The sequence below is a fragment of the Hymenobacter sp. YIM 151500-1 genome, from assembly GCF_025979885.1.
In the GTDB taxonomy this organism is placed as follows: Bacteria; Bacteroidota; Bacteroidia; order Cytophagales; family Hymenobacteraceae; genus Hymenobacter.
In genome coordinates, this window is sequence record NZ_CP110139.1 from 527,659 (window position 1) to 550,354 (window position 22,696).

18 protein-coding genes are annotated in these 22,696 nt (G+C 60.4%); 11 read left to right on the forward strand and 7 right to left on the reverse strand.

The window, feature by feature from the left end:
* The first annotated feature begins 94 nt into the window (after positions 1-94).
* The 7 genes from OIS53_RS02090 (at position 95) to OIS53_RS02120 (ending at position 10,510) form a co-directional block, all read left to right on the forward strand.
* On the forward strand, positions 95-718 hold the full coding sequence (locus OIS53_RS02090) for a curli production assembly/transport protein CsgE (protein ID WP_264680736.1): 624 nt from the start codon (positions 95-97) through the stop codon (positions 716-718).
* Positions 719-1,000: 282 nt separating this feature from the next.
* Entirely contained in the window at positions 1,001-1,435 is a 435-nt protein-coding gene (locus tag OIS53_RS02095) for a curli production assembly/transport component CsgF (RefSeq protein WP_264680737.1), read from the forward strand.
* 55 nt (positions 1,436-1,490) lie between these two features.
* Positions 1,491-2,924: a CsgG/HfaB family protein gene (locus tag OIS53_RS02100; protein WP_264680738.1), complete on the forward strand. Its 1,434-nt coding sequence runs from the start codon at positions 1,491-1,493 to the stop codon at positions 2,922-2,924.
* A gap of 222 nt (positions 2,925-3,146) precedes the next feature.
* The gene (locus OIS53_RS02105) at positions 3,147-4,103 is read left to right on the forward strand and encodes a hypothetical protein (protein WP_264680739.1); all 957 of its coding nucleotides are present in this window, start codon (positions 3,147-3,149) and stop codon (positions 4,101-4,103) included.
* An 89-nt stretch (positions 4,104-4,192) separates the two neighbouring features.
* Entirely contained in the window at positions 4,193-4,798 is a 606-nt protein-coding gene (locus OIS53_RS02110; protein ID WP_264680740.1) for a hypothetical protein, read from the forward strand.
* Between the two features lie 223 nt (positions 4,799-5,021).
* Positions 5,022-6,551 (forward strand): carboxypeptidase-like regulatory domain-containing protein, encoded by a 1,530-nt coding sequence (locus OIS53_RS02115; protein ID WP_264680741.1) that lies wholly within the window; start codon positions 5,022-5,024, stop codon positions 6,549-6,551.
* A 671-nt stretch (positions 6,552-7,222) separates the two neighbouring features.
* The gene (locus tag OIS53_RS02120; RefSeq protein ID WP_264680742.1) at positions 7,223-10,510 is read left to right on the forward strand and encodes a T9SS type A sorting domain-containing protein; all 3,288 of its coding nucleotides are present in this window, start codon (positions 7,223-7,225) and stop codon (positions 10,508-10,510) included.
* A 462-nt stretch (positions 10,511-10,972) separates the two neighbouring features.
* Here OIS53_RS02120 and OIS53_RS02125 read toward each other — a convergent pair whose 3' ends face one another.
* From OIS53_RS02125 to OIS53_RS02140, 4 genes are all read right to left on the reverse strand, one after another.
* Positions 10,973-11,299 (reverse strand): HesB/IscA family protein, encoded by a 327-nt coding sequence (locus OIS53_RS02125; RefSeq protein ID WP_264680743.1) that lies wholly within the window; start codon positions 11,297-11,299, stop codon positions 10,973-10,975.
* Positions 11,300-11,393: 94 nt separating this feature from the next.
* Positions 11,394-11,804, reverse strand: coding sequence for a hypothetical protein (locus OIS53_RS02130; RefSeq protein WP_264680744.1), 411 nt, complete (start codon positions 11,802-11,804; stop codon positions 11,394-11,396).
* Positions 11,805-11,889: 85 nt separating this feature from the next.
* A complete protein-coding gene (gene iscU / locus OIS53_RS02135; RefSeq protein WP_264680745.1) occupies positions 11,890-12,306 on the reverse strand; it encodes a Fe-S cluster assembly scaffold IscU in 417 nt (138 codons plus the stop codon).
* 98 nt (positions 12,307-12,404) lie between these two features.
* Complete coding sequence (locus OIS53_RS02140) at positions 12,405-13,619, reverse strand: IscS subfamily cysteine desulfurase (protein ID WP_264680746.1); 1,215 nt, start codon at positions 13,617-13,619, stop codon at positions 12,405-12,407.
* Positions 13,620-13,759: 140 nt separating this feature from the next.
* On the opposite strand from OIS53_RS02140, the gene mce reads away from it, so the two are divergent.
* Together mce and OIS53_RS02150 are read left to right on the forward strand one after the other, a co-directional pair.
* The gene (mce, locus tag OIS53_RS02145; protein ID WP_264680747.1) at positions 13,760-14,176 is read left to right on the forward strand and encodes a methylmalonyl-CoA epimerase; all 417 of its coding nucleotides are present in this window, start codon (positions 13,760-13,762) and stop codon (positions 14,174-14,176) included.
* 102 nt (positions 14,177-14,278) lie between these two features.
* Positions 14,279-14,857, forward strand: a complete 579-nt coding sequence (locus OIS53_RS02150; RefSeq protein ID WP_264680748.1) for an L-threonylcarbamoyladenylate synthase — start codon at positions 14,279-14,281, stop codon at positions 14,855-14,857.
* 9 nt (positions 14,858-14,866) lie between these two features.
* Here the strand turns inward: OIS53_RS02150 and OIS53_RS02155 are convergent, their stop codons facing one another.
* Positions 14,867-15,568 (reverse strand): DUF2306 domain-containing protein, encoded by a 702-nt coding sequence (locus tag OIS53_RS02155; RefSeq protein WP_264680749.1) that lies wholly within the window; start codon positions 15,566-15,568, stop codon positions 14,867-14,869.
* A gap of 318 nt (positions 15,569-15,886) precedes the next feature.
* On the opposite strand from OIS53_RS02155, the gene OIS53_RS02160 reads away from it, so the two are divergent.
* Positions 15,887-17,311, forward strand: coding sequence for a CCA tRNA nucleotidyltransferase (locus OIS53_RS02160; RefSeq protein ID WP_264680750.1), 1,425 nt, complete (start codon positions 15,887-15,889; stop codon positions 17,309-17,311).
* A 578-nt stretch (positions 17,312-17,889) separates the two neighbouring features.
* Here OIS53_RS02160 and OIS53_RS02165 read toward each other — a convergent pair.
* Together OIS53_RS02165 and OIS53_RS02170 are read right to left on the reverse strand one after the other, a co-directional pair.
* Positions 17,890-20,508 (reverse strand): PspC domain-containing protein, encoded by a 2,619-nt coding sequence (locus tag OIS53_RS02165; protein ID WP_264680751.1) that lies wholly within the window; start codon positions 20,506-20,508, stop codon positions 17,890-17,892.
* 48 nt (positions 20,509-20,556) lie between these two features.
* Positions 20,557-20,922, reverse strand: a complete 366-nt coding sequence (locus OIS53_RS02170) for a PadR family transcriptional regulator (RefSeq protein WP_264680752.1) — start codon at positions 20,920-20,922, stop codon at positions 20,557-20,559.
* A gap of 656 nt (positions 20,923-21,578) precedes the next feature.
* Here OIS53_RS02170 and OIS53_RS02175 point away from each other — a divergent pair.
* Positions 21,579-22,676: a putative type IX sorting system protein PorV2 gene (locus OIS53_RS02175; protein ID WP_264680753.1), complete on the forward strand. Its 1,098-nt coding sequence runs from the start codon at positions 21,579-21,581 to the stop codon at positions 22,674-22,676.
* Positions 22,677-22,696: the final 20 nt, after the last annotated feature.

The following is a 22,696-nucleotide window of genomic DNA, read 5'->3' on the forward strand; positions in this document are numbered from 1 at the left end:
GCCGCCCAACTGATGAAGTGTACATGACACGCGCAAACCACTATTCCTCTAGCACTCAGTAAGCTCGGCAGCTGCCGCTTACTTATCTATCTGTATGGCTACGTCAAACAAACCTGTTCCGGCGCCTCCATCACCAGCCCTGGTGCTCTGGTGGCGGCCTTGGATGATGGGGCTCAGCTGCTGGCTCCTGCTCCTACTATTGCATGCCGAGCCAGCCTGGGCGCAGGCGGAACGCAAGCGGCCCGCGCGTTCCGACGAGCAACCCACCACGGCGGCGCCCACGCGCGAATCGGAGGGCGGGGCCGAGTCGGCGCGCAAGCTGGAGGAAAACCTGCGCCTGCTGCTACGGGTCGATTCGTTGCAGTCGGCGCGGCGAAAAGCGGCAAGCCTGGAAATCAGCGGACTGGTAGTCGACCAGACCATCACCAAGCTGGGGCGCGACTTCTACGAACTGTTCTACACGCAGTGGGAAGCGCCGGCCGGCATTGAGGAGTTCACCATCGTTATTTCGGAGCGGCCCGGCCGCACCAATACCACACTGGTGGCAGTGCGCGTCAATGACGAAGACTTGCTCGAAATGCCCTTGCAGCCCAGCTACGACCTCACCCAGGAGGCAGTGCTGGGGGCTTTGGGTTCCGTGCAGGAGTTTTTGCAGCAGCAGCGCAACCTCAGCCGCCAACTGGAGAAAGAAGACCGGGGCGGAGTTGGGCTTTATTAAAACAGGTGCGCAGAAATCCGTTCTGCGACAAACGAAGCGAGTAACTGAGTGGTGGCTACTGGCGCGAGGTTAGCGCAGCGTACCTCGTGCCGGCCATGCCGGGAGGCTGCGCCTCCCCTCGCCAGAACGACCGACGCCTGCTCCTGGTGGCCCGGCCCCGGCTTGCCGCTGGCGCGGCAGTGGAGGCGCAGCCTCCACCTCATGCGCCGGCACGAGGTACGCTGCGCTAACCTCGCGCCAGGGCCACACCATTATTCTCAGTATTTCTAATTCTACTTCTGTATGAAACATTTCTTCTTTCTGATTTCTCTGGTAGCGGGCCTGCTGCTGCACACCGTGGCAGCGTCGGGTCAGGATTTGGTGTACGAGCCTAAAAACCCGGCTTTTGGGGGCGGCAATACCTTTAACTACTCGTGGCTGCTGAGTTCGGCCCAGGCCCAGAACACCATCGAGGACCCCAACGCCCGGCCGGGGGGCCTAGGCTCCCGCGACCCGCTACAGGACTTTCAGGACAACCTCAACCGGCAGATTCTTAACCAGCTCACCCAGCGCTTCGTGACGTCGCAGTTTGGGGGCAGCGGGCCGGTGCAGGAGGGCACCTACGTGGTGGGCGTGTACCAGATTCAGGTGACGCCTTCCGGCTCCGGCGTCACCATTGTCATCACCGACACCTCCACCGGCGGGCAAACCACCGTGACCATTCCCAATACGCCCTGAGCCGGCTAGCTAGGCTTTGCTGGCTGTATCTTCTTTCGCTATTCTATTCCCGCGTATGTGGTTTCGTCAACTAGTGCCCTGGCTTAGTGTGCTGCTGCTGAGCGGGTGCGCCCCGTACTTTCACCAGCCCATGCGCCCGGAGGCGGCCCGCCTGGGCGCCGAGGTGCCGCGCCCCACCGAGCTACAAGCCCTGCCCGCGCCCAAAGAGCCCGTCGTGGCCGCCGTGTACAAGTTCCGGGACCAGACTGGGCAGTACAAGCCCACGCTCAACGGCTCCAGCTTCTCCACGGCCATTTCCCAGGGCACCACCACCATTCTGATGCGGGCCCTGGAGGAGTCGCGCTGGTTTAAGCCCATTGAGCGCGAAAACCTGGGCAACCTGCTCAATGAGCGAAAAATCATCCGCTCCACCCGCGCCGAGTTTACGGAGCAGACCGGCCAGAAACAGCCGCCGCTGCCGCCGCTGCTGTTTGCGGGCATCATCCTCGAAGGCGGCATCATCTCCTACGATGCCAACATGCTCACGGGCGGGGCCGGGGTGCGCTACTTCGGCCTGGGTGCCTCCGGGCAGTACCGCCAGGACCGCGTGACGGTGTATCTGCGGGCCATCAGCACCAGCTCGGGGCAGGTGCTCAAAACGGTGTACACCTCCAAAACCATCCTCTCCCAGCAAGTCGATGCCAGCTTGTTCCGGTTTGTGCGCTTCAAGCGCCTGCTGGAGGCCGAAACCGGCTTCACCTACAATGAGCCCTCGGAAATGGCTGTGAAGGACGCCATTGAAAAAGCCGTGCAGGTGCTGGTGCTGGAAGGCATTCAGCTGGGCCTCTGGGAAACCCGCACCCCCGCCGACCGGGAAGGGCCGGCCATGCGCGCCTACTGGCAAGAGAAAGAGGAAAACCAGGACGTCGACGTAATTGGCCGCACGCTGCGGGAGCGGCGGTCCTCGCTGGGCCTCAGCCTGCTGGCCGGCTCCGAGCGGTACGCCGGCGACTACCGCCGCGCCCTGTGGCGCCCCGGCGCCGACGTGCGCCTGAGCTACGAAAGCGGCCCCGGCAGCCGCTGGGGAGCTTTTGCGGGGGCTGGCACCGCCGAGCTGGCCGCCGAGCGTATTCTGCAGCAGCGCCTGTACTACGCGGAGGCCGGCGGGCAGTGGCGCCTGTTTCCGAAGGAGCGCCTGACGCCCGTGCTCCTGGGCGGGGGCGGCCTCACGGCCCGGGGCCGCACCTTCGACGGCGGCACGCTGTTTCCGCACGTCGTGGGCGGGGCGGGCTTCGAGCTATTGCTAACTGACCGGCTTGGGCTGACTGGCCTCGTGCAGCAGCGCTGGTTTTTCTCGGACCGCCTGGATGGGCTGACGCAAGGCAAGTATAACGACTACTACTGGAGCGGCCGCCTGGGGCTGACCTGGTACCTGGGCAAACGCCCGGCCCGCCTGGTGAACACCGGCGCGGGGGAGCCAACACCCGCTAAGTCCAATTCAGGGCGCTAAAGACTCACTTCAGGGCAGCCGCAAGCCGGCAAAGCAGCTAGCTTCTAAAAGCCGGAAATTATACTTTATTTGTATTATATGAATAAAATTTTATAAAATATTTATTTAAAAAAGCTTGACCTGTAGGTATAGGAACATATATTTGGACTGTTCCTCCGGAGGGAATTCGTCGCCAGTGCTATTCACCCCAATCCCCCTTCACTAACCCAACCTTGTTTCATCATGAAGAAGCTCACTTTTCTAGTAGGTGCCCTGCTCATGGCCGGAGTAGCCAGCGCCCAGATTACGGACCGCGCCGAGGCAGATAATGCTTCGTCGGTTACGCAAACAGGTAACCGCAACAACGCCTCCATTGAGCAGCTCGGCCAAGCCAACGATGCCGACATTGCGCAGAGCGGCGACGACAACCGCGCCACGCAGACCCAGCGCCAGACTACACCTGCTTTCGTGGCCGCCTCCAACCTGTCGTATATCGAGCAGGTTGGCAGCCGCAACACGGCTACCCAGTCCCAGGACGGCGACGCCAACTTTGCCGAGGCCATTCAGACGGGTAACGACAACGTAGCAACCCAGACCCAGAAGAATACCACCCTGCCCCCAGCCTTTTTCAACGAGGCCTACGTGCAGCAGGCCGGCAACCGCAACACCGCCGTGCAGGACCAGGACGGCGACGGCAACGTGGCTTCTACCCTGCAGGAAGGCAACGACAACCGGGCCACGCAAACCCAGCGCTCAGTGGCTTTCTTCGGTAGCACCGCCTTCATCGAGCAGTTCGGCAACCGCAACCAAGCCACGCAGACCCAGGAAGGCAACGTGTCCAACCTGGCCGGCACCTTTCAAACCGGCGACGATAACCGGGCTACCGTTTCTCAGAATGGCTTTGCCAACCTGGGTGTGCAGGAACAGATCGGCAACCGCAACCGAGCAACAATTGACCAGCGCGGCAGCCTGAACACGGCCGGGCAGTTCCAGACCGGCAACGACAACTCCGCCAGTATCAGTCAGAATACCGACGAGAACTACGCCGTTCAGACGCAGCAAGGCAACGGCAACGTGGCCGAAACCATTCAGGGACAAACCAACGCCGTTGGGGTAGGGGCAACTACCGGTCTGCAATGGAATGAAATAACCCAGACGGGCAATAACAACGCCGCCCACGTGCGGCAAGACCGTCCGTAAGCCTGGGGCCCTGCCGCCCGGCAGCCTAGCCGCGGGGCAGGGCGTGTAGCGTACCAGTAGTTTTTCTTTCTGTGAAAAGGCCGCTTCTTATGAATTCGTTGTTTCGTTTGTTGCTGCTGCTCATGGTAGTGGTGGGCGCCGGCCCCCAGCACCTACTGGCGCAGCAGGCCGACCAAGACGAGGCCACCGAGCCAGCGGATGCTCCCGGCCTGGTGCAGCGCCTCAGCAGCCAAGCCGACACGCGGGAACTGCTGCTGCCCACCGGCTCCGGGCTGCGTAACCAGGCCGTGCTGCTTCAGCAAGGCGCCAACAACCGCGCCGAGGCCAGCCAGATTGCCACTGCCGGCAACTTGCAGAACCTGGTGCAGCTGCAGCAGGTGGGGGTGGCCAATGTGCTGGAGTTGGAGCAGCGTGGCAACGGCCTAGTGCAGACCGTGGAGCAGCGCGGCAACCAGAACCAGGTGAGCAGCCGCATGCAAGGCACTGCGGTTGAGTCTGCCATTCGGCAGCACGGCGACCTGAACTCGGTTAGCCAGGACCTGAACGTGGACCAGCGCCAGTATGTAATTGAGCAGCTGGGCAACCGCAATGAGCTGGTCCAGCGCGAAAACGGCGCCGACACGCCCGTTGGCTACGAAGTACGCATGACCGGCAACATGCGGGTGGTTATCGAACATGGTCCGGCCCGGCCCTAGGTAGCCTGGGCTCCGAACTGCACCCTGAAGTAGGGCAGCTACCGACACGGTGGCTGCCCTATTTCGGTAAGGAGGCCAGCTACTACACGTGGCATGTTGTATTTTTTTAGTTTATTCCTGTAGTTTTTAATGCAAAGTTGAGCGGCGTATCTTCGCCTCTCCATGTTATTTCCTGGCCCGCAGAAGGCTTGCTCTCCAATCTTGCTTCTTCATTTCTCTCCTTATGTCCTGTTATGTTACCCGGCTGCGGGTCGCCTGGGTTTTGTGGCTGCTGTGCGCAGGTTTCTGCTCCTCGTGTGAGGAAGACACCGTTGACCCCGTGCGCTTTGGGCGGGTAGAAGGGCAAGTGCTGGATGCCCGCACCAATCAACCCCTCGCCAACACGGCCATTACCACTAACCCGGCCACCAGCTCTTTTGTCACCGACGCTCAGGGCAAGTTCAGCATTGCGCAAGCCCCCGAAGGCCGCGTTGCCATTACGGCCAAGCGCGCCGACTACCGGCAGGAAACGGCTAACGTCACCATCACGGAAGGCCAAACCGCCATGGTTACGGTATTGCTGGAACGCTCTAACGCGGCAACCACGCCTCCCACGCCCATCCGCCCAAACCCGGCCGACAAAGCCACCAACCAGCCTACCGACCTGCGCCTGACCTGGAGTCGGGGCCCCTTACCCAGCCGCACCGACACCGTGCGCTACGACGTGGTGCTCTACGAGAGCAACTCCACCGACCGCCGCCAGCTGCTAACCAATGCCAAAGACACTACCGTGCAGGTGTCGGGCCTGAAGTTCAACACCACGTACTACTGGCAGGTAACGGCCCGGACCGCCTCGGGCGGCACCGCCCGCGCCGACATCTGGAGCTTCCAGACTCGTCCCATGCCCGACAACCGCTTCCTGCTGGTGCGCGAAGAAAACGGCAACACCGACATCTATTCCTCCGACGAAGCCGGCACCAATCTGCGGCGCCTCACCACCTCGCCATTCATCGAAACTGCCCCGCAGCTCAACCCCAACCGCGACCGGATAGCCTACACCTCCAACGCCACCGGCCTGTTCCAGCTATACACCATGAACCGCGACGGCACCGACGCCCGCCAGATTTCGGTGCTGCCCGTGGATGGCTACTTCAACCAGGGCATCGGCTTCCGTTGGTCGCCGGATGGGGCCCACCTGATTTACAGCAGCTACAACAAGCTCTACCGCATCAACCGCGACGGTACCGGCCTCATTACCCTGGCCACCGCCCCCGCCGACCGCCACTTCCGCGAGTGCGACTGGACGGCCCAGGGCAACCGCATCGTGGTGCAGACCATCGGCATCAACCCCTACGATGCCGAGCTGTACCTGCTGAATGCCGATGGCTCCGGAATGACGCAGCTGGTCGGTAACCTGCCCGGCCGGCTGGATTCGCCCTCCTTCAGCATCGACGGCCGCCGGGTGGTGTACACCCGCGACGTGGATGGCTTCAACGACGTCGGCGGGCGCCAGCTGAACGCCCATATCTTCACGCAGAACCTTGACGGCACCGGCCTGGTGGATGTTTCAGCGGGCCCAAGCACCACGGGGGTAGGAGGGAAGCCGCTGGGCTTCAATGACGTGGCGCCCCGCTACTCTCCCGATGGAGCCAAAATCATCTTCGTGCAAGTAAACAACGTGCCCGGCTCCACCCCCGACATCTACACGGCGGAGCTGAACGGCAGTGCCCGCACCCGCTTGTTTCAAAACGGAACTCGGCCGGACTGGCGCTGATACTAACGGCCTCGCTCACAACGTACGCCCTTATCCCCGCAAGGCTTGCGGGTGAGGGCGCACAGCCTTGTAAAGCAGCCGCACAAGCATCGTTTGGTGAACGGCTTGGCACCATAAAGGCAATTAAGCGGCGCGTCGCTACACTGGTCTGGCACCCCGACAAACAACGCAAATAGCCTCTAAGCGGGATTGGAATAGTGGTTATGCAAGGACGGCGCCGTAATATTGCGGCGCCGTAGAGCAGCTATGCGCAACAGCTCAAGGCAGTCAGATCGTTGTTTGGGGAATACTTTTTTGTTTTCATAAAACACTATATAATAAGTTGTTAATAACGGGCTTTGGCATGATATGTGACACTATACTGACCCTTTTGACTCCCTACACATGAGTCTTGTATAAGTATATCAGCATGTAGAAAAAATTATAATCCATTTGTGCTTGTTTTCCGTACCTGTCCCTGGTACACTACGGGTGCAATACCTTGAATAAGAAGCGTAAGTGAAGCCAAGCAGCCTTTCCAGTCATCTTTCTGTAAACCCATTTTTTCCATACTCATGAAAAACTCATACTTGCCGGCCACCAGTCAAGGTTTCCGACCTTGGCTGTTAGCGGTTTTCTTATGGACCTTATTGGGACCTGTAGTTAGCTTCGGCCAAACCTTCAGCGAAGGCATGGGCAATACTGCGCTGTCGCGGGAATCCATCGGCTCCTATTATGGGCGCGGTGGCTTCGACAATGATACGGAGCGGGGCTTTGTATACTCGGGCACAGCTGTGCTGGCGAGCAGCACCACGGCCGTTTCTACCGGCCTTTATCCTGGGGCTTCGGGTGGTAACACTATCTTCTTCGGTCCTGCTTTCCAGAGCGGCAACAGCGGCCCGACGCTGCCGGATAACCCGCCCTACACCTTCCAGATTGCCAACATCAACACGGCAGCGCTGACTTCGCCCGAGCTGACGTTTGGCTTGTATGCTCCGGCTGGCTCTGCCATTGCCACGCTCAACGCCCAGTTTACGGTGGAGTTCAGCGCCGATGGCACCAACTACTCGCCGGCCAGCTACGTGGCAGTAACGTCGAACACGACGCCGGTGCCCAACCCCAACACGGGCAACTTCACGTTCAATCAGTATCGGATTACCTCTACCATTCCGCTGGTAAACAACCTGCGGGTGCGGTTTACGCGTACGGCCGGTAACACCATCCAGTACCGCCTCGACGACGTGGCCCTGACGGCAGCGGCCGCTCCTACTATCAATGTGTCGCCCACGACGCTGATTTTCAACAATACCGGCACGGGTACCCAGAGCGCCCCGCAAACTGTTACGGTAAGCGGCCAGAACCTGACCAGCAGCGTTGTGGTAACAGCGCCGAGCGGCTACCTGATTCGTACGGGCAGCAATGCCTACGGCTCTTCGCTCACCTTGCCCGCTAGCGGCGGCTCTGTGGCCTCTACCGTTATCGAAGTGGTGTTTGCCCCGACGGCCGCTCAGACCTTCAACGGTGCCATTACCTTCACCAGCAATAGTGCCCAAACCCGCACCGTGGCCGTTTCCGGCACGGGCGTGGCCCCGGCTCCCGTACTGACAGTGTCGCCGACGGTGCTACCCGACTTTGGTACCGTACAGGTAAGCCAAAGCTCGGCTCCCCAGTCCTTCACGGTATCGGGCAGCAACCTCTCCAACCCCGTTGTGGTAACTCCGCCCACGGGCTTCCAGATTCGGCAGGGCACCAACAACTTCAGCACGGCTCCTATTACGCTAACGCCCACGAACGGCACGCTGGGCGCTACTTCTATCGACGTGCGCTTCGTGCCCACCCAGCCCGGTACGTATCAGGACCAGGTGCTGGTAACGTCAGGTGGCGCTCAGACGGCTGGTGTGGATGTGAGTGGCACGGCCACGCCTCCGCCCTCGGGTCCGTTCATTGTGGCCTCGCCCACAACGCTGGACTTCGGCACCATTTCGGGTAGTGGCTCTGGCGCTCCTCAAACGCTGTCTTTCCAAATCAATGCTGGTAACCTCACGGCGCCGCTGGTCCTGACCGGTTCGAGCAACAACATCAGGTTCCGGGATGCCACCAGTGGCGGCAGCTTCACGAATGGTCCGCTGGTCATCAACCCCACTGGCGGTACGGTTTCGCAGCGCGTGATTGAGGTGCAGCTGGTTGGGCCGGTGCCGGCCGGTGCCTTCGCGGGTAATATCACGGCTACCAGCTCGGGCGGTACTCAGCAAACCACGGCTAATCCGGTGGTAATCAATATCACGGCCAACAACTCCATCGGCGGCAACTCGGTAATCAACACCACGGGTACGTTGCAGCAGTTCTCCACTGTGCCTGGTGTGCCTTCGGCTGCGCAGTCCTATCAGCTGGGGGCTTCCAATCTGGTGCAAGACGTAACGGTTACGGCGCCGCAGTACTTCCAGGTGTCGCTGGACCCGAACTTTACGGGTCTTACCACTACGGGTAACAGCATTATCGTAGCCCGCAATGCCGGTAACGACATCAACCCGAGCGTGACGGTGTACATCCGCTTTGTGCCGCCGTCGGCCCTGACGTCTTCCTCGCTGATTATCAACTCGAGCAGCCCGGCCGTATCCCAGGGTATTTCGGTGTCGGGTACCAGTGAGCCGCAGATTCAGATTCTGAACGCCTTCCAGCCGACGGAGCTGACGGTTATTAATACGCTGTCGGCTACGCAGACGCTGAACATCAATGCTGAGCGGGTGCGGGTGCCCATTACCATCTCGTATGCTCAGGCCAATAACCCGCTCAACCCCTCGCAAACACCACAGTTCGAGCTGTCGACCGATAACGTCAACTTCTCGACCTCGGTGACGCTGACGCCAAACCAGGGCACGTACTCGATTAACCAGCCAGTCTACGTGCGGTACCGGCCAACCTATCTGGGCAATGCTCAGGCAACCCTGCAATTCCAGAGCAACGACTTCTCTAACCAAGGCATACAAGCCTTCAGCAACAACAACCTGCTGTCGGGCCGATCTTTGGACGTAGAACCCACGCAGCGCAGCACCGCTACGGTTTCGCGCAGTGGCAACACGGCGACGGTACAATTCAGCCTGCCGCCTAACTACGCCGCTGCCGGGTTTGGTGAAGGCCGGGTGATTGTAGTAAGTACTTCTGCTCAGCTGCCTGCCAGCAGCCAGCCTGCCGACGGCCGGACCTACAACACCGGCAACCAGACCTTCGGCCAGGGTGACCAGATTGCGCCGGGTTATTACGTGGTGTACTCGGGCGCTAACATTCAGATTACCATTGATGGCCTGAATCCGGCGACGACGTACTACTTCTACACGTTCGAGTTCAACAACATTGATAACAGCTTCAACATCAGCGTGCCGGATGCTACCAACTATCTGCAGCCACCGGTACCAAACCTGATTCCCGGCATCGAAGCTCCGGGTAATCCTCCGCTGCCGGTGTCGCTGGTGGCTTTCTCGGCCAAGCTGCGCAACAAGCGGGTGGAGCTGAACTGGGAAACTGCTTCGGAGCTGAACAATAAAGGCTTTGAGGTGCAGCGCAGCCGCGACGGCCGCACCTTTGAAACCATTCTGACCCGTGAGGGCAAGGGCACTACCTCGGTGCGCACGTCGTACGAGGCAGTAGACAATGCACCGCTGGCTGGTACTTCTTACTACCGCCTGAAGCAGGTTGACGTGAATGGCAAGTCGGAGTTTTCGGCTCCGGTAAGTATCGCCAACCTGACGGCTGGTGAGCTGAAGCTGTATCCCAACCCGGTGCATGAGCAGCTCACCATTGAAGTTCCGGGCTCGGCTGCCGGTGTGCAGGTGCAGATTACCGACATGACCGGCCGCGTTATCCGCAAGCAAGTGCTGGATGCCACCGGCCGGGTAAGCATGAGTGAGCTGCAAGCCGGCTCCTACCTGATTACGGTAGGTGAGGGAGCCAGCCAAGTAACCCGCCGCGTCATCAAGGACTAATCGGAATTTGGTTCTGTCGTTAAAAGAGCTGCCTCACCTGAGGCAGCTCTTTTTTTGTGCTTTGGTGCTGAGCACCTATGAAAACAGGAATGACGAAGCCACCTGCATAATTGCACAGGGGCTGGCACATAGATCAGATAGTATGGCCCCTGCTTTGTGGCAGTTTTAGAACAATGTAGCGACGCAAACCGCAGGTCAACGTAGCTAAGGGTTACAGCTCTATATCGTCCCCGAGGCCTTATAACACCACATTACTACTGCTCACTCTTTACTTAACATTGATGCCAAAGAGCGTCTTATCTTGATTACCAAGCCTACTATAACCTTCTTGGGACTTAATTTGATTGGTTGACTCTACTATTGACAAATTGGTCACAGGGAGCAGAAGCGCACTGCAAACAAAAAAGGTCTTCCATTCGGAAGACCTTTTTTGGTGAGATGTAATAGCGCCGGTGCTGGTAGCTACACCGAGAAACTCTCGCCGCAGCCGCAGGTACGGGAGGCATTCGGATTGTCGAAATAGAAGCCTTTGCCATTGAGACCATCGGAGAAATCGAGCTGGGTGCCAGCCAGGTAGAGGAAACTCTTCATATCGACTACCACCCGTACACCTTTATCCTCGAATTCTTGGTCCATGGGCTTTACCTCGTTGTCGAAGTCCAGCTTATAGCTCAGGCCCGAGCAGCCGCCGCCGGCCACCGAGGCCCGCAACCGGTAGGTAGGATCCAGCTCGGCGTCCTGCATGAGCTTTTCAATCTTCTCCTTGGCTTTATCCGAAACGGTAATCATACGCGTAAGAACGGCGTACAGCCGCCCGTTAGTTGGTTCATAAGTGAGAGGACGCAAGCTGAGCTACTACCCGCAAGCAGCACGATGAGCCGCTTTAGGAACTTGGATTCAGTACGACGCTGAAAACCGTGATGGTGTTCAGGTCGCGGCCGTAGTACAGCTTGTCGAGAGCTTCGTACACGTTGTGGGCCCGGAAGTAAGAGGTTTGCAACTCCTTTTCGCCGCGGGCTCGCCACTGAATGGTATACGAGCTTTCCTGGTCACGGTACTGCTGCACGTAGGCCAGCATCTTGCGCAGGGCATCCAGCCGGTCGTAACCCAGCTCGTAGCGAAACAGAAAGCTCTGGTGGTGACGCGGATTGACGGTAATCAGATCCAGCCGCACCTGGTTATCGAGCTGCCGGAACTCAAACAGCAGATTGCCCGGACCCATGCCCAGATGATCTTCAATCTGCCGCTGAATCCGGGCACTCTCCACGTGTACGTCGGAGGAGGTGACGTCCATGCTAGAGAAGTGAGATATGAGACATGAGAAGTTAGAAGCCAGACCCAGATAGTCTCGCCTCTCACTTCTCATATCTCACTTCCAATTAATGGTGCGACTTCGCTTCTTCCAGAGCGGGCAGGCCGTTCTTTACGCGGTAGTCGTTGATAGCCGACTTAATGGCGTCTTCCGCCAGCACCGAGCAGTGGATTTTCACGGGCGGCAGGGCCAGCTCCTCCACAATCTCCATGTTGTCGATGGCCAGCGCCTCATCCACGGTCTTGCCCTTCAGCCATTCCGTAGCCAGCGACGACGAAGCAATGGCCGAGCCGCAGCCAAAGGTCTTGAACTTGGCGTCGGTGATGGTGTTGGTGGCTTCGTCCACCTCGATTTGCAGGCGCATTACGTCGCCGCACTCCGGGGCACCTACCAGGCCGGTGCCCACGTTCTTTTTGCTTTTGTCCAGCGTGCCCACGTTGCGGGGGTTGCTGTAATGGTCGATTACTTTATCGGAGTAAGCCATGATGGTAGAGGTGAGAAGTTAGAAGGGAGAGGTGAGACTAAAAACGAATTTGGACAACAAGAGTCTCACTTCTCATGTCTCAGTACTTAGGTCTGAAATCAGTGTTCCGCCCACTCAATGGAGTTGAGGTCGATGCCTTCTTTGAACATCTCCCATAGCGGCGACATCTCGCGGAGCTTGGTTACAGCTTCTTTTACGTGGTTGATGGCGTAGTCGATCTGCTCATCGGTGGTGAAGCGGCTCAGGCCGAAGCGCAGGGAGCTGTGGGCGAGGTCGTCGCTCAGGCCCAGGGCCTTCAGCACGTAGGAGGGCTCCAGCGAAGCCGAGGTGCAGGCCGAACCTGATGATACGGCCAGGTCCTTCACGCCCATCATCAGGCCTTCACCTTCCACGTATTTAAAGGAGATATTGGTAACGTGGGGCAGGCGGTGCTCCCGGGAGCCGTTCACGTAGCTTTCTTCCAGCGTCAGTAGCTCGCGCTCCAGCCGGTCGCGCATGGCCGAGAGGCGCTGCGTATCGGCTTCCATTTCCTGCTTGCACAGCTCACAGGCTTTGCCTAGGCCCACAATGCCGGGCACGTTGAGTGTGCCGGAACGCATACCCCGTTCGTGGCCGCCGCCGTCCATCTGGGCCGTCACTTTCACGCGCGGGTTTTTGCGGCGTACGTACAGGGCACCTACCCCCTTGGGGCCATACATTTTGTGGGCCGTGAAGGCCATCAGGTCGATGCCATCGGCTTGCACATCCACCGGAATCTTGCCCACGGCCTGGGTGCCGTCGGTCATGAACAGGGCACCGTGCTGGTGGGCAATTTTGGCGATTTCGCGGATGGGCTGAATGGTGCCAGTTTCGTTGTTGCCGTACATGATGGTCACCAGAATGGTCTGGGGCGTCATGGCGGCTTCCAGTTCTTCCAGGCTAATCAGGCCTTCGGAGTCGACGGGCAGGTAGGTTACGCGGCCACCTAGCTTTTCAATGTGCTTGCAGGTGTCAAGCACGGCTTTGTGCTCGGTGGTAGCCGTAATAATGTGGTTGCCCTTCTGCGAGTACATCTCAAACACGCCCTTGATGCCCAGGTTGTCGGACTCAGTGGCGCCGGAGGTGAAGATAATTTCCTTGGGGTCGCAATTAATCAGGCTGGCAATCTGCTCCCGGGCGTAGTCTACGGCTTCCTCCGCGGCCCAGCCAAACGGGTGGTTGCGGGAAGCGGCGTTGCCGAATACCTCGGTCAGGTACGGCATCATGGCCTCCAGCACGCGCGGGTCCAGCGGAGTAGTGGCGTTGTTGTCGAGGTAAATAGGTAGCTTGAGCATGGCTCGGAGTCTGAGTTTCAGCGGAGAATTATTCGCAGGTAGAACAGAAAAACCAGCGAACAGGTTTAACATTGCTCCGCAAAAGTAGAACAAATCCAAAGAAGCCGCGCTATGCGGTAGCCCCGCTTTTTTCGTCATTTATGCTAACCAACCTCGAACACCTGGGCCTGGCCGTGCGCAACCTGGAAGCCGCCACGGCGCTGTATACTACGCTGCTGGGGCAGGAGCCGTACAAGCAGGAGCACGTTGCCTCCGAAGCCGTGGATACTGTATTTTTTCGGGTGGGAGGCTCAAAGATTGAGCTGCTGGCCGGCACCTCGCCCGACAGCGCCATAACCCGCTACCTGGACAAGAAGCCCGAAGGCATTCATCACGTGGCGTTTGAGGTGAATGATATCCGGGCGGAGATGAGCCGGCTGCGGTCGGCGGGCTTCACCTTGCTCAACGACGAGCCCAAGCGCGGCGCCGACAACAAGCTGGTGTGCTTCGTGCACCCCAAAAGTGCCAATGGCGTGCTGGTGGAGCTGTGCCAGGATGCCGGCCCTGCGGCCACCTAATTTGCGGCGGCTCTATTCGTGCCTTAGCATCATTCATGTATAGCATCCTAGCCCTGGGCCACCGTGCGTGGCCCGGCGGCCCAGGGCTTTTTTCAACTACCGATGAGCACCAAGTTTTTCCGGGAAGAAGTGGACGCGGCTGTGGATGCGTTGCTGATGCAGCAGGTGCTGCTGTACCCCACCGATACGGTGTGGGGCCTGGGCTGCGACGCCGAGCTGCCCAAGGCCGTGGAGCAGGTGTACACGCTCAAAAACCGGCCTGCTGAGAAAGCGTGCATTGTGCTGGTAGCCGACGAGCAGATGTTTGCCCGCTACGCCGCCGTGGTGCCGCCCAACTTACCCGTGCTGCTGGCCGCCCAGGAGCGCCCCACCACCTACGTGGTGCCCGGCAGCCGCTGGCTGGCGCCCAACCTGCTGGCCCCCGATGGCACGGTGGGCCTGCGCGTGGTGCAAGATGCCTTCTGCCACCAGGTAGTGCGGCGCCTGGGCCATGGACTAGTGTCAACGTCGGCGAACCGCAGCGGGCAGCCCACGCCGGCCCTCTACTCCGAAATAGACCCGGCCATCGTGCGCGGGGCCGATTACGTGGTGAGCTGGCGCCAGGACGACACTACTCGCGCCGCACCCTCGCGGGTGGTGCGCGTGCTGCCCGACGGTGGCCTGGAGGTGCTCCGCGACTAGCGTCGAGGCCTAGCTTACGGGCAGCTGGGCCCGCCGCTGCCGCACGGTGCGCGCTATCAGGTAGCTGCCGATGAAAGTGGGCAGCAACCAGCCCGCCAGCCCCAGCCAGGCGGGAGAATCTGCTGGCAGCCAGCGGCCTAGATTTACAACAATGAAGGCTGTGGTGGCTGAAATATAGGAGCCGCCGAGCCGGGTAAAGTGCCGAAGCATCCAGGGGTGGGGCGGGGCCGCGAACCGGAAGCTGACTGCCTGCCAGGTATCCAGGCCCGCAAACAGGCACAGTATACCTCCGAAGAAGGCAGACAGGATGGCCGGCAGACGCAGGCCCGCGCTTATCATTACCACCCCCACCACCAGCGCGCCGGCAGCCAGGGCTTTGTCCAGGGTGGTTGGTGCGGCACTATGGCGCCGGGCCGCCCGCCACCCTGTGAAGCCTAAGTAAAAACTAAGCACGGCCACCCCCGCCAGGAAAAGGCGCCCCTGGGTAAGTGGCTGCACCGCGCTCAGCGCCACGGCCGTGGCCGCTACCACGCCCATGCACGCCGTGTAGAGGCGGCCCGCTCTCACGTGCCAGCGGCCACCTTTGCGGCCTAGTATGGGCACTAGCCCCGCCAGCAAGGCAATGCTGCCGGCGGCAATGTGTACTCCCAGCAGCAGGCGCACCAGCAGGGCCGAAGCCGGTAAAGCAAAAAAGATGGCAGCAAGCCACATGGCGCGACACATAAGAGGAAGAACACGGAAAGGTAAATGTCGAGGTTAACTGCCGTTGCGCCAACACGTAGCCGCCGAAGACCTGGAAAAAATCGTTGACTTTGGGTAGCCGCTGCTCGAAGCGTAGCCAGTGACACCAGTTGTAGGCGCGGAGCCACGCACACTGGGCATTGATCTGGCCAGGCGTTGCCGGTTACGTTGCTGATGCCAGCGTAGGAAGCGTAGGAAGCGGAAGCGTAGGAAGCAGTTTGAGGGGAGCAAGCATGGGCTGCCGCTCGTGGCTACCTTTGCGCGCGTTACTTGCTTGTTCCGCTACTCATGAAAGTGCCTCAACTGCCCGACTTGCCCTTATTCCACACCATTGCCGAAGCCGCTGGCGAGCTTGGCTACCCTGCCTACGTCATTGGGGGCTATGTGCGCGACCTGGCCCTGAACCGGCCCAGCAAGGACGTGGACGTAGTGTGCGTGGGCGACGGTATCCGGTTGGCGCAGGAGGTGGGCCGCCGCCTGCCCGGCCGGCCCCGCGTCACGGTGTTCAAGAACTTCGGCACGGCCATGCTGCCCACGCCCGACATCGAGCTGGAATTTGTGGGGGCGCGCAAGGAAAGCTACCGGGCCGAAAGCCGCAAGCCCGAGGTGGAAGCCGGCACCCTGGAAGAAGACCTGGCCCGTCGCGACTTTACCATTAACGCCCTGGGCCTGAGCCTGAACCCTGAGAACTTCGGCGCCCTGGTGGACCGCTACGACGGCCTGGGCGACTTGCAGCGCCGCACCATCCGCACCCCGCTGGACCCCGACGTTACGTTTTCCGACGACCCGCTGCGCATGATGCGGGCTATCCGCTTTGCCGCCCAGCTAGACTTCGACATCGAGCCCGACACCTTCGACGCCATCGGCCGCAACAAGGAGCGGATCAAGATTGTGTCGCAGGAGCGGATTACCGTTGAGCTGAACAAGATTATTATGGCGCCCCAGCCCAGCTATGGATTCAAACTGCTGTTTCATAGCGGGCTGCTGCACCTCATCTTTCCCAAGATGGCCCAGCTGCAAGGCGTGGAAAAAGTGGGCCAGCACGCGCACAAAGACAATTTCTACCACACCCTGCAAGTGCTCGACAACGTGGTGGCGGCCGGCGGCGACCTGTGGCTGCGCTGGGCCGCCATTCTGCACGACATCGCCAAGCCCGCCACCAAGCGCTACGACAAGCGCGTGGGCTGGACCTTCCACGGCCACGAGGACAAGGGCGCGCGCTGGGTGCCGGGCATTTTTCAGGAGCTGAAGCTGCCGCTGGGCGAGGAAATGCGCCAAGTACAGAAGCTGGTGCGCCTGCACCTGCGACCCATTGCCCTGGTCAAGGAAATTGTAACCGACTCGGCCGTGCGGCGCCTGCTGTTCGAGGCCGGCGACGACATCGACCGGCTCATGCTGCTCTGCCGGGCCGACATCACCAGCAAGGACCACGACCGGAAAGCCCGCTACCTGCGCAACTTCGAGCGGGTAGAGGAGAAGCTGCGCGAAGTAGAAGAGAAAGACCACCTGCGCAACTTCAAGCCCGTCATCACCGGCGAGGTCATCATGCAGACCTTCGGCCTGAAACCTTCGCGGGAAGTGGGCCAACTCAAAGACGCCGTGCTCGAAGCCATCCTCGACGGCAAGGTCCGCAACGAGTACGAAGACGCCTTCCCGCTGCTGCTGGAGCTAGGCAAGCAAAAAGGCCTGGCGCCGGTGGAAATGAGCGAGTGAGTGAATGAGTGAATGAGTAGATGCGTGAATGAGCAAGTGAGTAGATGAGTGAATGGGCAGCCCCAGCGGGGCGGCATATCGGTAGATATCAGCAGGTACTATATGGTCAAAGCCCCAGTGGGGCGACACCTGACGTCATCAGACGGTTGTGTCACCCCGCTGGGGCTTGCTTGTTCTCACTCGGCTTTACTACCAACATGCCGCCCCGCTGGGGTTGCCCATTCGCTCATCTACTCACTTGCTCATTCACTCATTCACAAAAAAAGAAGGAAGCTCCGGCCTTCCTGTTGCAGCAGGGGGGTAGGCCGGTAGCTTCCTTCGGGTCTCACCTTTTCACTCACTAGTTAGACCCATATTGGTATCAGGTGCCGAAGCCTCTGATGCGAAACAAGCAGTAAGGGTTGCCTGCTAACAGAACACTTGTCTATATATTGCTTTGTGCATGCTAAAAACCCAGGCCAACTCAAATGGTTGCAGCTGAACGGTAGAGGGGCCGGAGCACAACCGGGTTGTCGCACAGCAATCAGCGTACCACTATGCTGCTATGTTGCCATAAGTTGGTAGCAGCGCCGTGGCGGCTACTCAACGGATCGGACGGCAGCAGCTCCCACGGCCTCGCGGCGGACGGTACGGGGGCGGCCACTGTACTCCACCACGCTTGCGCCTACGGCATCAGCTTCCAGCTCCTCGGTCACGTGCACGCGCACTTTGCTGGCTCCCACCACGTCCACGTCGGCGCGGCGGGCGGTGAAGTCGGCACCGGCAACGGCGCAGCCCCCGGCACCCTCGATGCGCAGGTTGTCGGCGCGGCCTTGCAGGGCGGCCCGGCAGCCCCCGGCCAGCTCCAGGCGCAACTCACTCAGCTCGCCCTGAAGCCGAAGCTGGCTGCCGCCGGCCTGTTGAACGCGCAGGTCGCCGGAGTTGAAGCCGCTCACCTGGGCGCGGGACCCGCCAATCAGCTCCAGGTCGTTGAGCTCGGGTGTTTCGATGGTGACGAGCACTGGCTCATCGGAGTCCCGCCGCGAATCGAACAGGTCCCGGTTGCGGGGCCGGATGGTCAGCTCCCGGCCGTCGCGCTCTACCCGAAGGTCGCGCAGGGCCCGGCCGCGGCCGGCGGCCTTCACGCTGTAGCTGCTGCCTTGGCGCACCACCACCCGGTACGGACCCACGACGCTAACCTGGTCGAAATCCGTCTCGTCGAAGCGCTGGCGCTCGGAGCCGTAGGTGCTTTCGTCGGTGCTGAAGGACTCCATGTCGCCGAAGTTCAGGCTAACGTCTGAGTCAGCGCGCCCCTCGTCGTAGTCGTCACGGTCCTCGTTGCTTGCATCATCAGGGCCGCCGCGCAGGTCGGCTTCGGTGCAGTTTACGCATTCTACCTTGTTGCCCTTCATCCGGAACAGTTGGTTTTCGGGGTGGTAGGGGCCCCGACCGTTCACGTAGTCTTCGCCGTTGAGCCAATCGGCAAACTGTTCGGTCATGCGGAAGGTCCGGTCGCGGGGCATGAGCAGGCGCAGCTGCATTTCCTGGTCGCGGAACCGGGCGCTGGGCTGGTAAGTAAAGTGGTCGTCCACGCTCAGGGTAGAGTCGTTGAGCACGCGCAGCGTGTGCAGGGTAGAAGTAGCGGCCGTGCGCCGGGCCAGCGAATCGGTAGAGCCTTTGGCCGAGATGGTGCGCTCCAGCCGCGGCGCCTGGGCACTGTCAATGCCCACAATGTCCAGGTCAACCCACCTGTCATTATCGAGCTGGCGGCGTTCCAGAATAAGCGTGGGCCGGGTGAGGCCACCGAGGGTAGTGGTTTGGGTTACTTCGGCCTCGCGCTGAAACTCGCGACCAATGCGGGTGCCCGCCACCGAGGAACCTACTACACCCAGCAGCCAGAGGCCCAGCAGCGTCAGCGAGGCCGTCCGGTTCAGAATGGTGCGGCGCAGTAGCAGCCCCAGGCCAGAGAGCAACAGGGCCAGGGCCGGAATGGCCGTGAGCAAATAAAAGCTCAGCACTGCCCAGGGCGAAATGTCATTGAAGAGAATAAAGGGTTGCAGCGGACCAAAGTCGAGGTTATCGGAGGCGGAAATCATGCCCACGCCCACGCCCAGCATAATGGTAATGGCTAGCAGCAGCGAAAAACCCGTTAGCACCAGCACGCCCCCGGCTACGACCCGGATGGCCGAGCCCAGAAAGTTGATAAGCGGCCGGATGTTGGTGAAGAAATTCTCCAGAAACGTGCCCACGGGCCGGTTGTTCACCGCCCCATCCTCGGGGCCGCCAGCACTGTTGCGCAGGTTGGAGTCCAGGGCCGACAGCGTAACGGCGTCGCCGCGCATGCGGAGCCGGTCGGAGGCCGTTTTGGCCTCCGGCACCACTATCCACAGCAAGATGTAGAGCAGAAACGCGAAGCCGCCCACAAACAGACCCACCACAAACAGAATCCGGATGAGCACCACGTCCACGTTGAAGTAGGCCGCCAGCCCCGCCGATACCCCGCCCACCTTGCCGCTGTCGGTGTCGCGGTAGAGCTTTTTATAGGACGGGTCATCGTCGGCCGGGGGCGTGTCATAGCGCTTGGGCAGGGCTATCCAGAGGATGATGTAGGTGAGTACGGCCAGGCCGCCCAGGTCTATCCCCTCAAACCGCACCACGTTGTCGTCGAAGTCGATGATGCTGCGCACCAGGGGCTTGATGAACAGCAGCGCCAGAAACCCCAGCCGAATCCAGAGCGGATTGACGGCAAAGTAGCGGGCAATACCGGCAGCCACCCCGGCAATTTTGCGGTTGGTCATGTCGCGGAAGAGGCGCTTGGGCTCCTCGGCGGCACCCGTGGCCGTGGTGGTGGCGCTGGCGGCGAAGCCCGCGGCACCGGCCCCCGTGTAAGTGCCCTGGGCCGAGCCAGTGGCTACGGCGGCGGCCAGGGTTTCTTCGTCGTCCTCGGCTTCGTCGGCGGTCTGGAAGTCGCTCACGCGACCCATTTTGGCGGTCATAGCCTCCACGTCTTCCAGGGTAATCACCTGCTTGACGCTGGACAGGCGGGCGGCGAACAGCTCGGCAATGCGGCTTTCGATGTCGGCCACAATTTCCTCGTGGCCGCGGTAGCCGCTGAAGTGGGCCTTTACTTCCGCCAGGTAGCGGCTGAGCACGTCGTAGCCATCTTCCTCAATGTGAAAGATGATGCCCTGAAGGTTGATGCTGATGTTCTTTTTCATCTCGGTGCTGCAACAATTCGGGAAAAACAAGAGGGAAGCGGCAGCAGGTCAGGGCTGCGGCGCGGTGAGGGCAGTGCCGTTGGCGTGGGGCTTCTGGCGGATGATGCGGATGGAGTCCTGGACTTCCTCCCAGGTCAGGCGCAGCTGGTGCAGAAACTCCTGGCCGGCCGCCGTGAGGGTGTAGTACTTGCGGGGCGGGCCGCTGGTAGATTCCTTCCAGGTGTAGTCCAGCAGGCCGGCGTTCTTGAGGCGCGTGAGCAGCGGGTAGAGCGTGCCCTCGACCACAATCATGCGGGCCTGGGTCAGCTCTTCGAGCATGTCCGACGCGTACACCTCCCCGCGGGCAATGATTTCCAGAATGCAGAACTCCAGGATGCCCTTCCGCATCTGCACTTGGGTGTTCTCGACTTTCATGGGCTGAGGCAGATATCGGTGAAGAATAAGTCAAAGGTAACTAAAGGTACTATGCAACGCAAGGTACTTGATGAAAATATTTTTTGGGTAGTGAGAAAGAAGGCTGGGATGCTGGGGTGAATGGTAATCAGGTAACAGGTGACAAGCAGCCGATTATGCTGAGGATGTGGCACATCAAGCCAGAATGAAGTCGGAGAAGAAGCATCTGGTGCGCTGACGTTGTGGTGGCAACTGTCATCATATGTTTGTAGCGGTTCCGTTGCGGGCCATGCTGGGGAGTGTCATGCTGAGCGCAGCGGAGCGGAGTCGAAGCATCTCTACCGCTTCGTTGTAGTGGTCCTGTCATGCTGAGCGCAGCCGAAGCATCTCTCCCACTTCGTCGCAGATGATTGCTTCGTCCGCACGATTGGAGTTAGCCAGCGGTAGAGATGCTTCGACTTCGCCTCCGGCTCCGCTCAGCATGACGTTCCACTACATCCACTCATCCACCCATTCACTCATTCACTCATTCACTCATTTCCGCACGGCTCCGATAATGGTTGTATTTTTGCGCGCTGCTGACGGCGTGTAGTTTGCTGTGCCAGCGTCGCACTATTACTAAGTATCTTGCGTTGGTGGTGCGGTCTTCAACTATCCCGACTATTTGCCTGACTTCTATGCCTCATTTTCTTCGTTGCGCCGCCGTAGTGCTGGGCGCCGGTTTGAGCCTGGGCTTGCTAGCCCCGGCGCGGGCCCAAACCAAGACGCCTAAGTACAGCAATGAATTTCTGAACATCGGGGTGGGGGGCCGCGCCCTAGGCATGGGCAACGTGCAGGCCAGCCTGGCGCAGGATGCCACTGCCGGCTACTGGAACCCGGCCGGGCTGCTGGACCAGAAAACCAAGTACGATGCCGTGCTCATGCACTCGGAGCTGTTTTCCGGCATCGTCAAAAACGACTACGCGGCCTTTTCTATGCCCCTCGATGAGCAGAGCGCCATCGGGGCCAGCTTCATCCGCCTGGGCGTCGACGACATTGCCGACACCCGCAACCTGGTGAACGAGTACGGCTACATCAACTACGACAACATCACCTACTTCTCGGTGGCGGACTATGCCCTGCTGCTGTCGTACGCCCGTAAGCTGGGCGCAATTGAAGGGCTGCAAGTTGGGGCCAACGCCAAGGTTATCTACCGCAACTACGGCGACTTCGCCAACGCCTGGGGCTTCGGCATCGACGCCGGGGTGCGGTACAACCGCAACAACTGGCGCCTGGGCCTGATGGCCCGCGACATTACCACCACCTTCAACGCCTGGAGCATCAACGCCGACAAGTTTAAAAGCACGGCCCTGCCCGGCGAGGAAATCCCGAAAAACAGCACCGAAATCACCCTGCCCCGCCTGGTGCTGGGGGTGGGCCGCCTGGTGCAGCTGCCGGGCCAGTTTACGGCCCTAGCCGCCCTGGACCTGGAAGCCACTACCGACGGGCAGCGCAACACGCTGCTGTCGAGCAAGGCCCTGAGCGTGGACCCGCGGGCCGGGCTGGAGGTCGGCTACAACAACCTGGTGTTTCTGCGCGGGGGAGTAAGCAATTTTCAGCAGATCAAGACCTTTACGGGCAAAGAAGAATGGAAGGCCCAGCCCAGCCTGGGCGTAGGCGTAGCCCTGAGCGGCCTGCGCCTCGACATGGCATTATCCAGGCTGGCGGTGGAGAAGCTCGGCCAACGCTCCCAGACCAACTCCATCATCGTCTCGCTGGGCTACGGTTTCAAATAGCCCGCGGGCCGGCAAGTCCG

What these genes read in the sequence shown, in the direction of transcription:
- OIS53_RS02090 (WP_264680736.1), top strand. Translation starts at nt 95, where the DNA reads ATGGCTACGTCAAACAAACCTGTTCCGGCGCCTCCATCACCAGCCCTG.
- OIS53_RS02095 (WP_264680737.1), top strand. Translation starts at nt 1,001, where the DNA reads ATGAAACATTTCTTCTTTCTGATTTCTCTGGTAGCGGGCCTGCTGCTG.
- OIS53_RS02100 (WP_264680738.1), top strand. Translation starts at nt 1,491, where the DNA reads ATGTGGTTTCGTCAACTAGTGCCCTGGCTTAGTGTGCTGCTGCTGAGC.
- OIS53_RS02105 (WP_264680739.1), top strand. Translation starts at nt 3,147, where the DNA reads ATGAAGAAGCTCACTTTTCTAGTAGGTGCCCTGCTCATGGCCGGAGTA.
- OIS53_RS02110 (WP_264680740.1), top strand. Translation starts at nt 4,193, where the DNA reads ATGAATTCGTTGTTTCGTTTGTTGCTGCTGCTCATGGTAGTGGTGGGC.
- OIS53_RS02115 (WP_264680741.1), top strand. Translation starts at nt 5,022, where the DNA reads ATGTCCTGTTATGTTACCCGGCTGCGGGTCGCCTGGGTTTTGTGGCTG.
- OIS53_RS02120 (WP_264680742.1), top strand. Translation starts at nt 7,223, where the DNA reads ATGGGCAATACTGCGCTGTCGCGGGAATCCATCGGCTCCTATTATGGG.
- OIS53_RS02125 (WP_264680743.1), bottom strand. Translation starts at nt 11,299, where the DNA reads ATGATTACCGTTTCGGATAAAGCCAAGGAGAAGATTGAAAAGCTCATG.
- OIS53_RS02130 (WP_264680744.1), bottom strand. Translation starts at nt 11,804, where the DNA reads ATGGACGTCACCTCCTCCGACGTACACGTGGAGAGTGCCCGGATTCAG.
- iscU (WP_264680745.1), bottom strand. Translation starts at nt 12,306, where the DNA reads ATGGCTTACTCCGATAAAGTAATCGACCATTACAGCAACCCCCGCAAC.
- OIS53_RS02140 (WP_264680746.1), bottom strand. Translation starts at nt 13,619, where the DNA reads ATGCTCAAGCTACCTATTTACCTCGACAACAACGCCACTACTCCGCTG.
- mce (WP_264680747.1), top strand. Translation starts at nt 13,760, where the DNA reads ATGCTAACCAACCTCGAACACCTGGGCCTGGCCGTGCGCAACCTGGAA.
- OIS53_RS02150 (WP_264680748.1), top strand. Translation starts at nt 14,279, where the DNA reads ATGAGCACCAAGTTTTTCCGGGAAGAAGTGGACGCGGCTGTGGATGCG.
- OIS53_RS02155 (WP_264680749.1), bottom strand. Translation starts at nt 15,568, where the DNA reads ATGTGGCTTGCTGCCATCTTTTTTGCTTTACCGGCTTCGGCCCTGCTG.
- OIS53_RS02160 (WP_264680750.1), top strand. Translation starts at nt 15,887, where the DNA reads ATGAAAGTGCCTCAACTGCCCGACTTGCCCTTATTCCACACCATTGCC.
- OIS53_RS02165 (WP_264680751.1), bottom strand. Translation starts at nt 20,508, where the DNA reads ATGAAAAAGAACATCAGCATCAACCTTCAGGGCATCATCTTTCACATT.
- OIS53_RS02170 (WP_264680752.1), bottom strand. Translation starts at nt 20,922, where the DNA reads ATGAAAGTCGAGAACACCCAAGTGCAGATGCGGAAGGGCATCCTGGAG.
- OIS53_RS02175 (WP_264680753.1), top strand. Translation starts at nt 21,579, where the DNA reads ATGCCTCATTTTCTTCGTTGCGCCGCCGTAGTGCTGGGCGCCGGTTTG.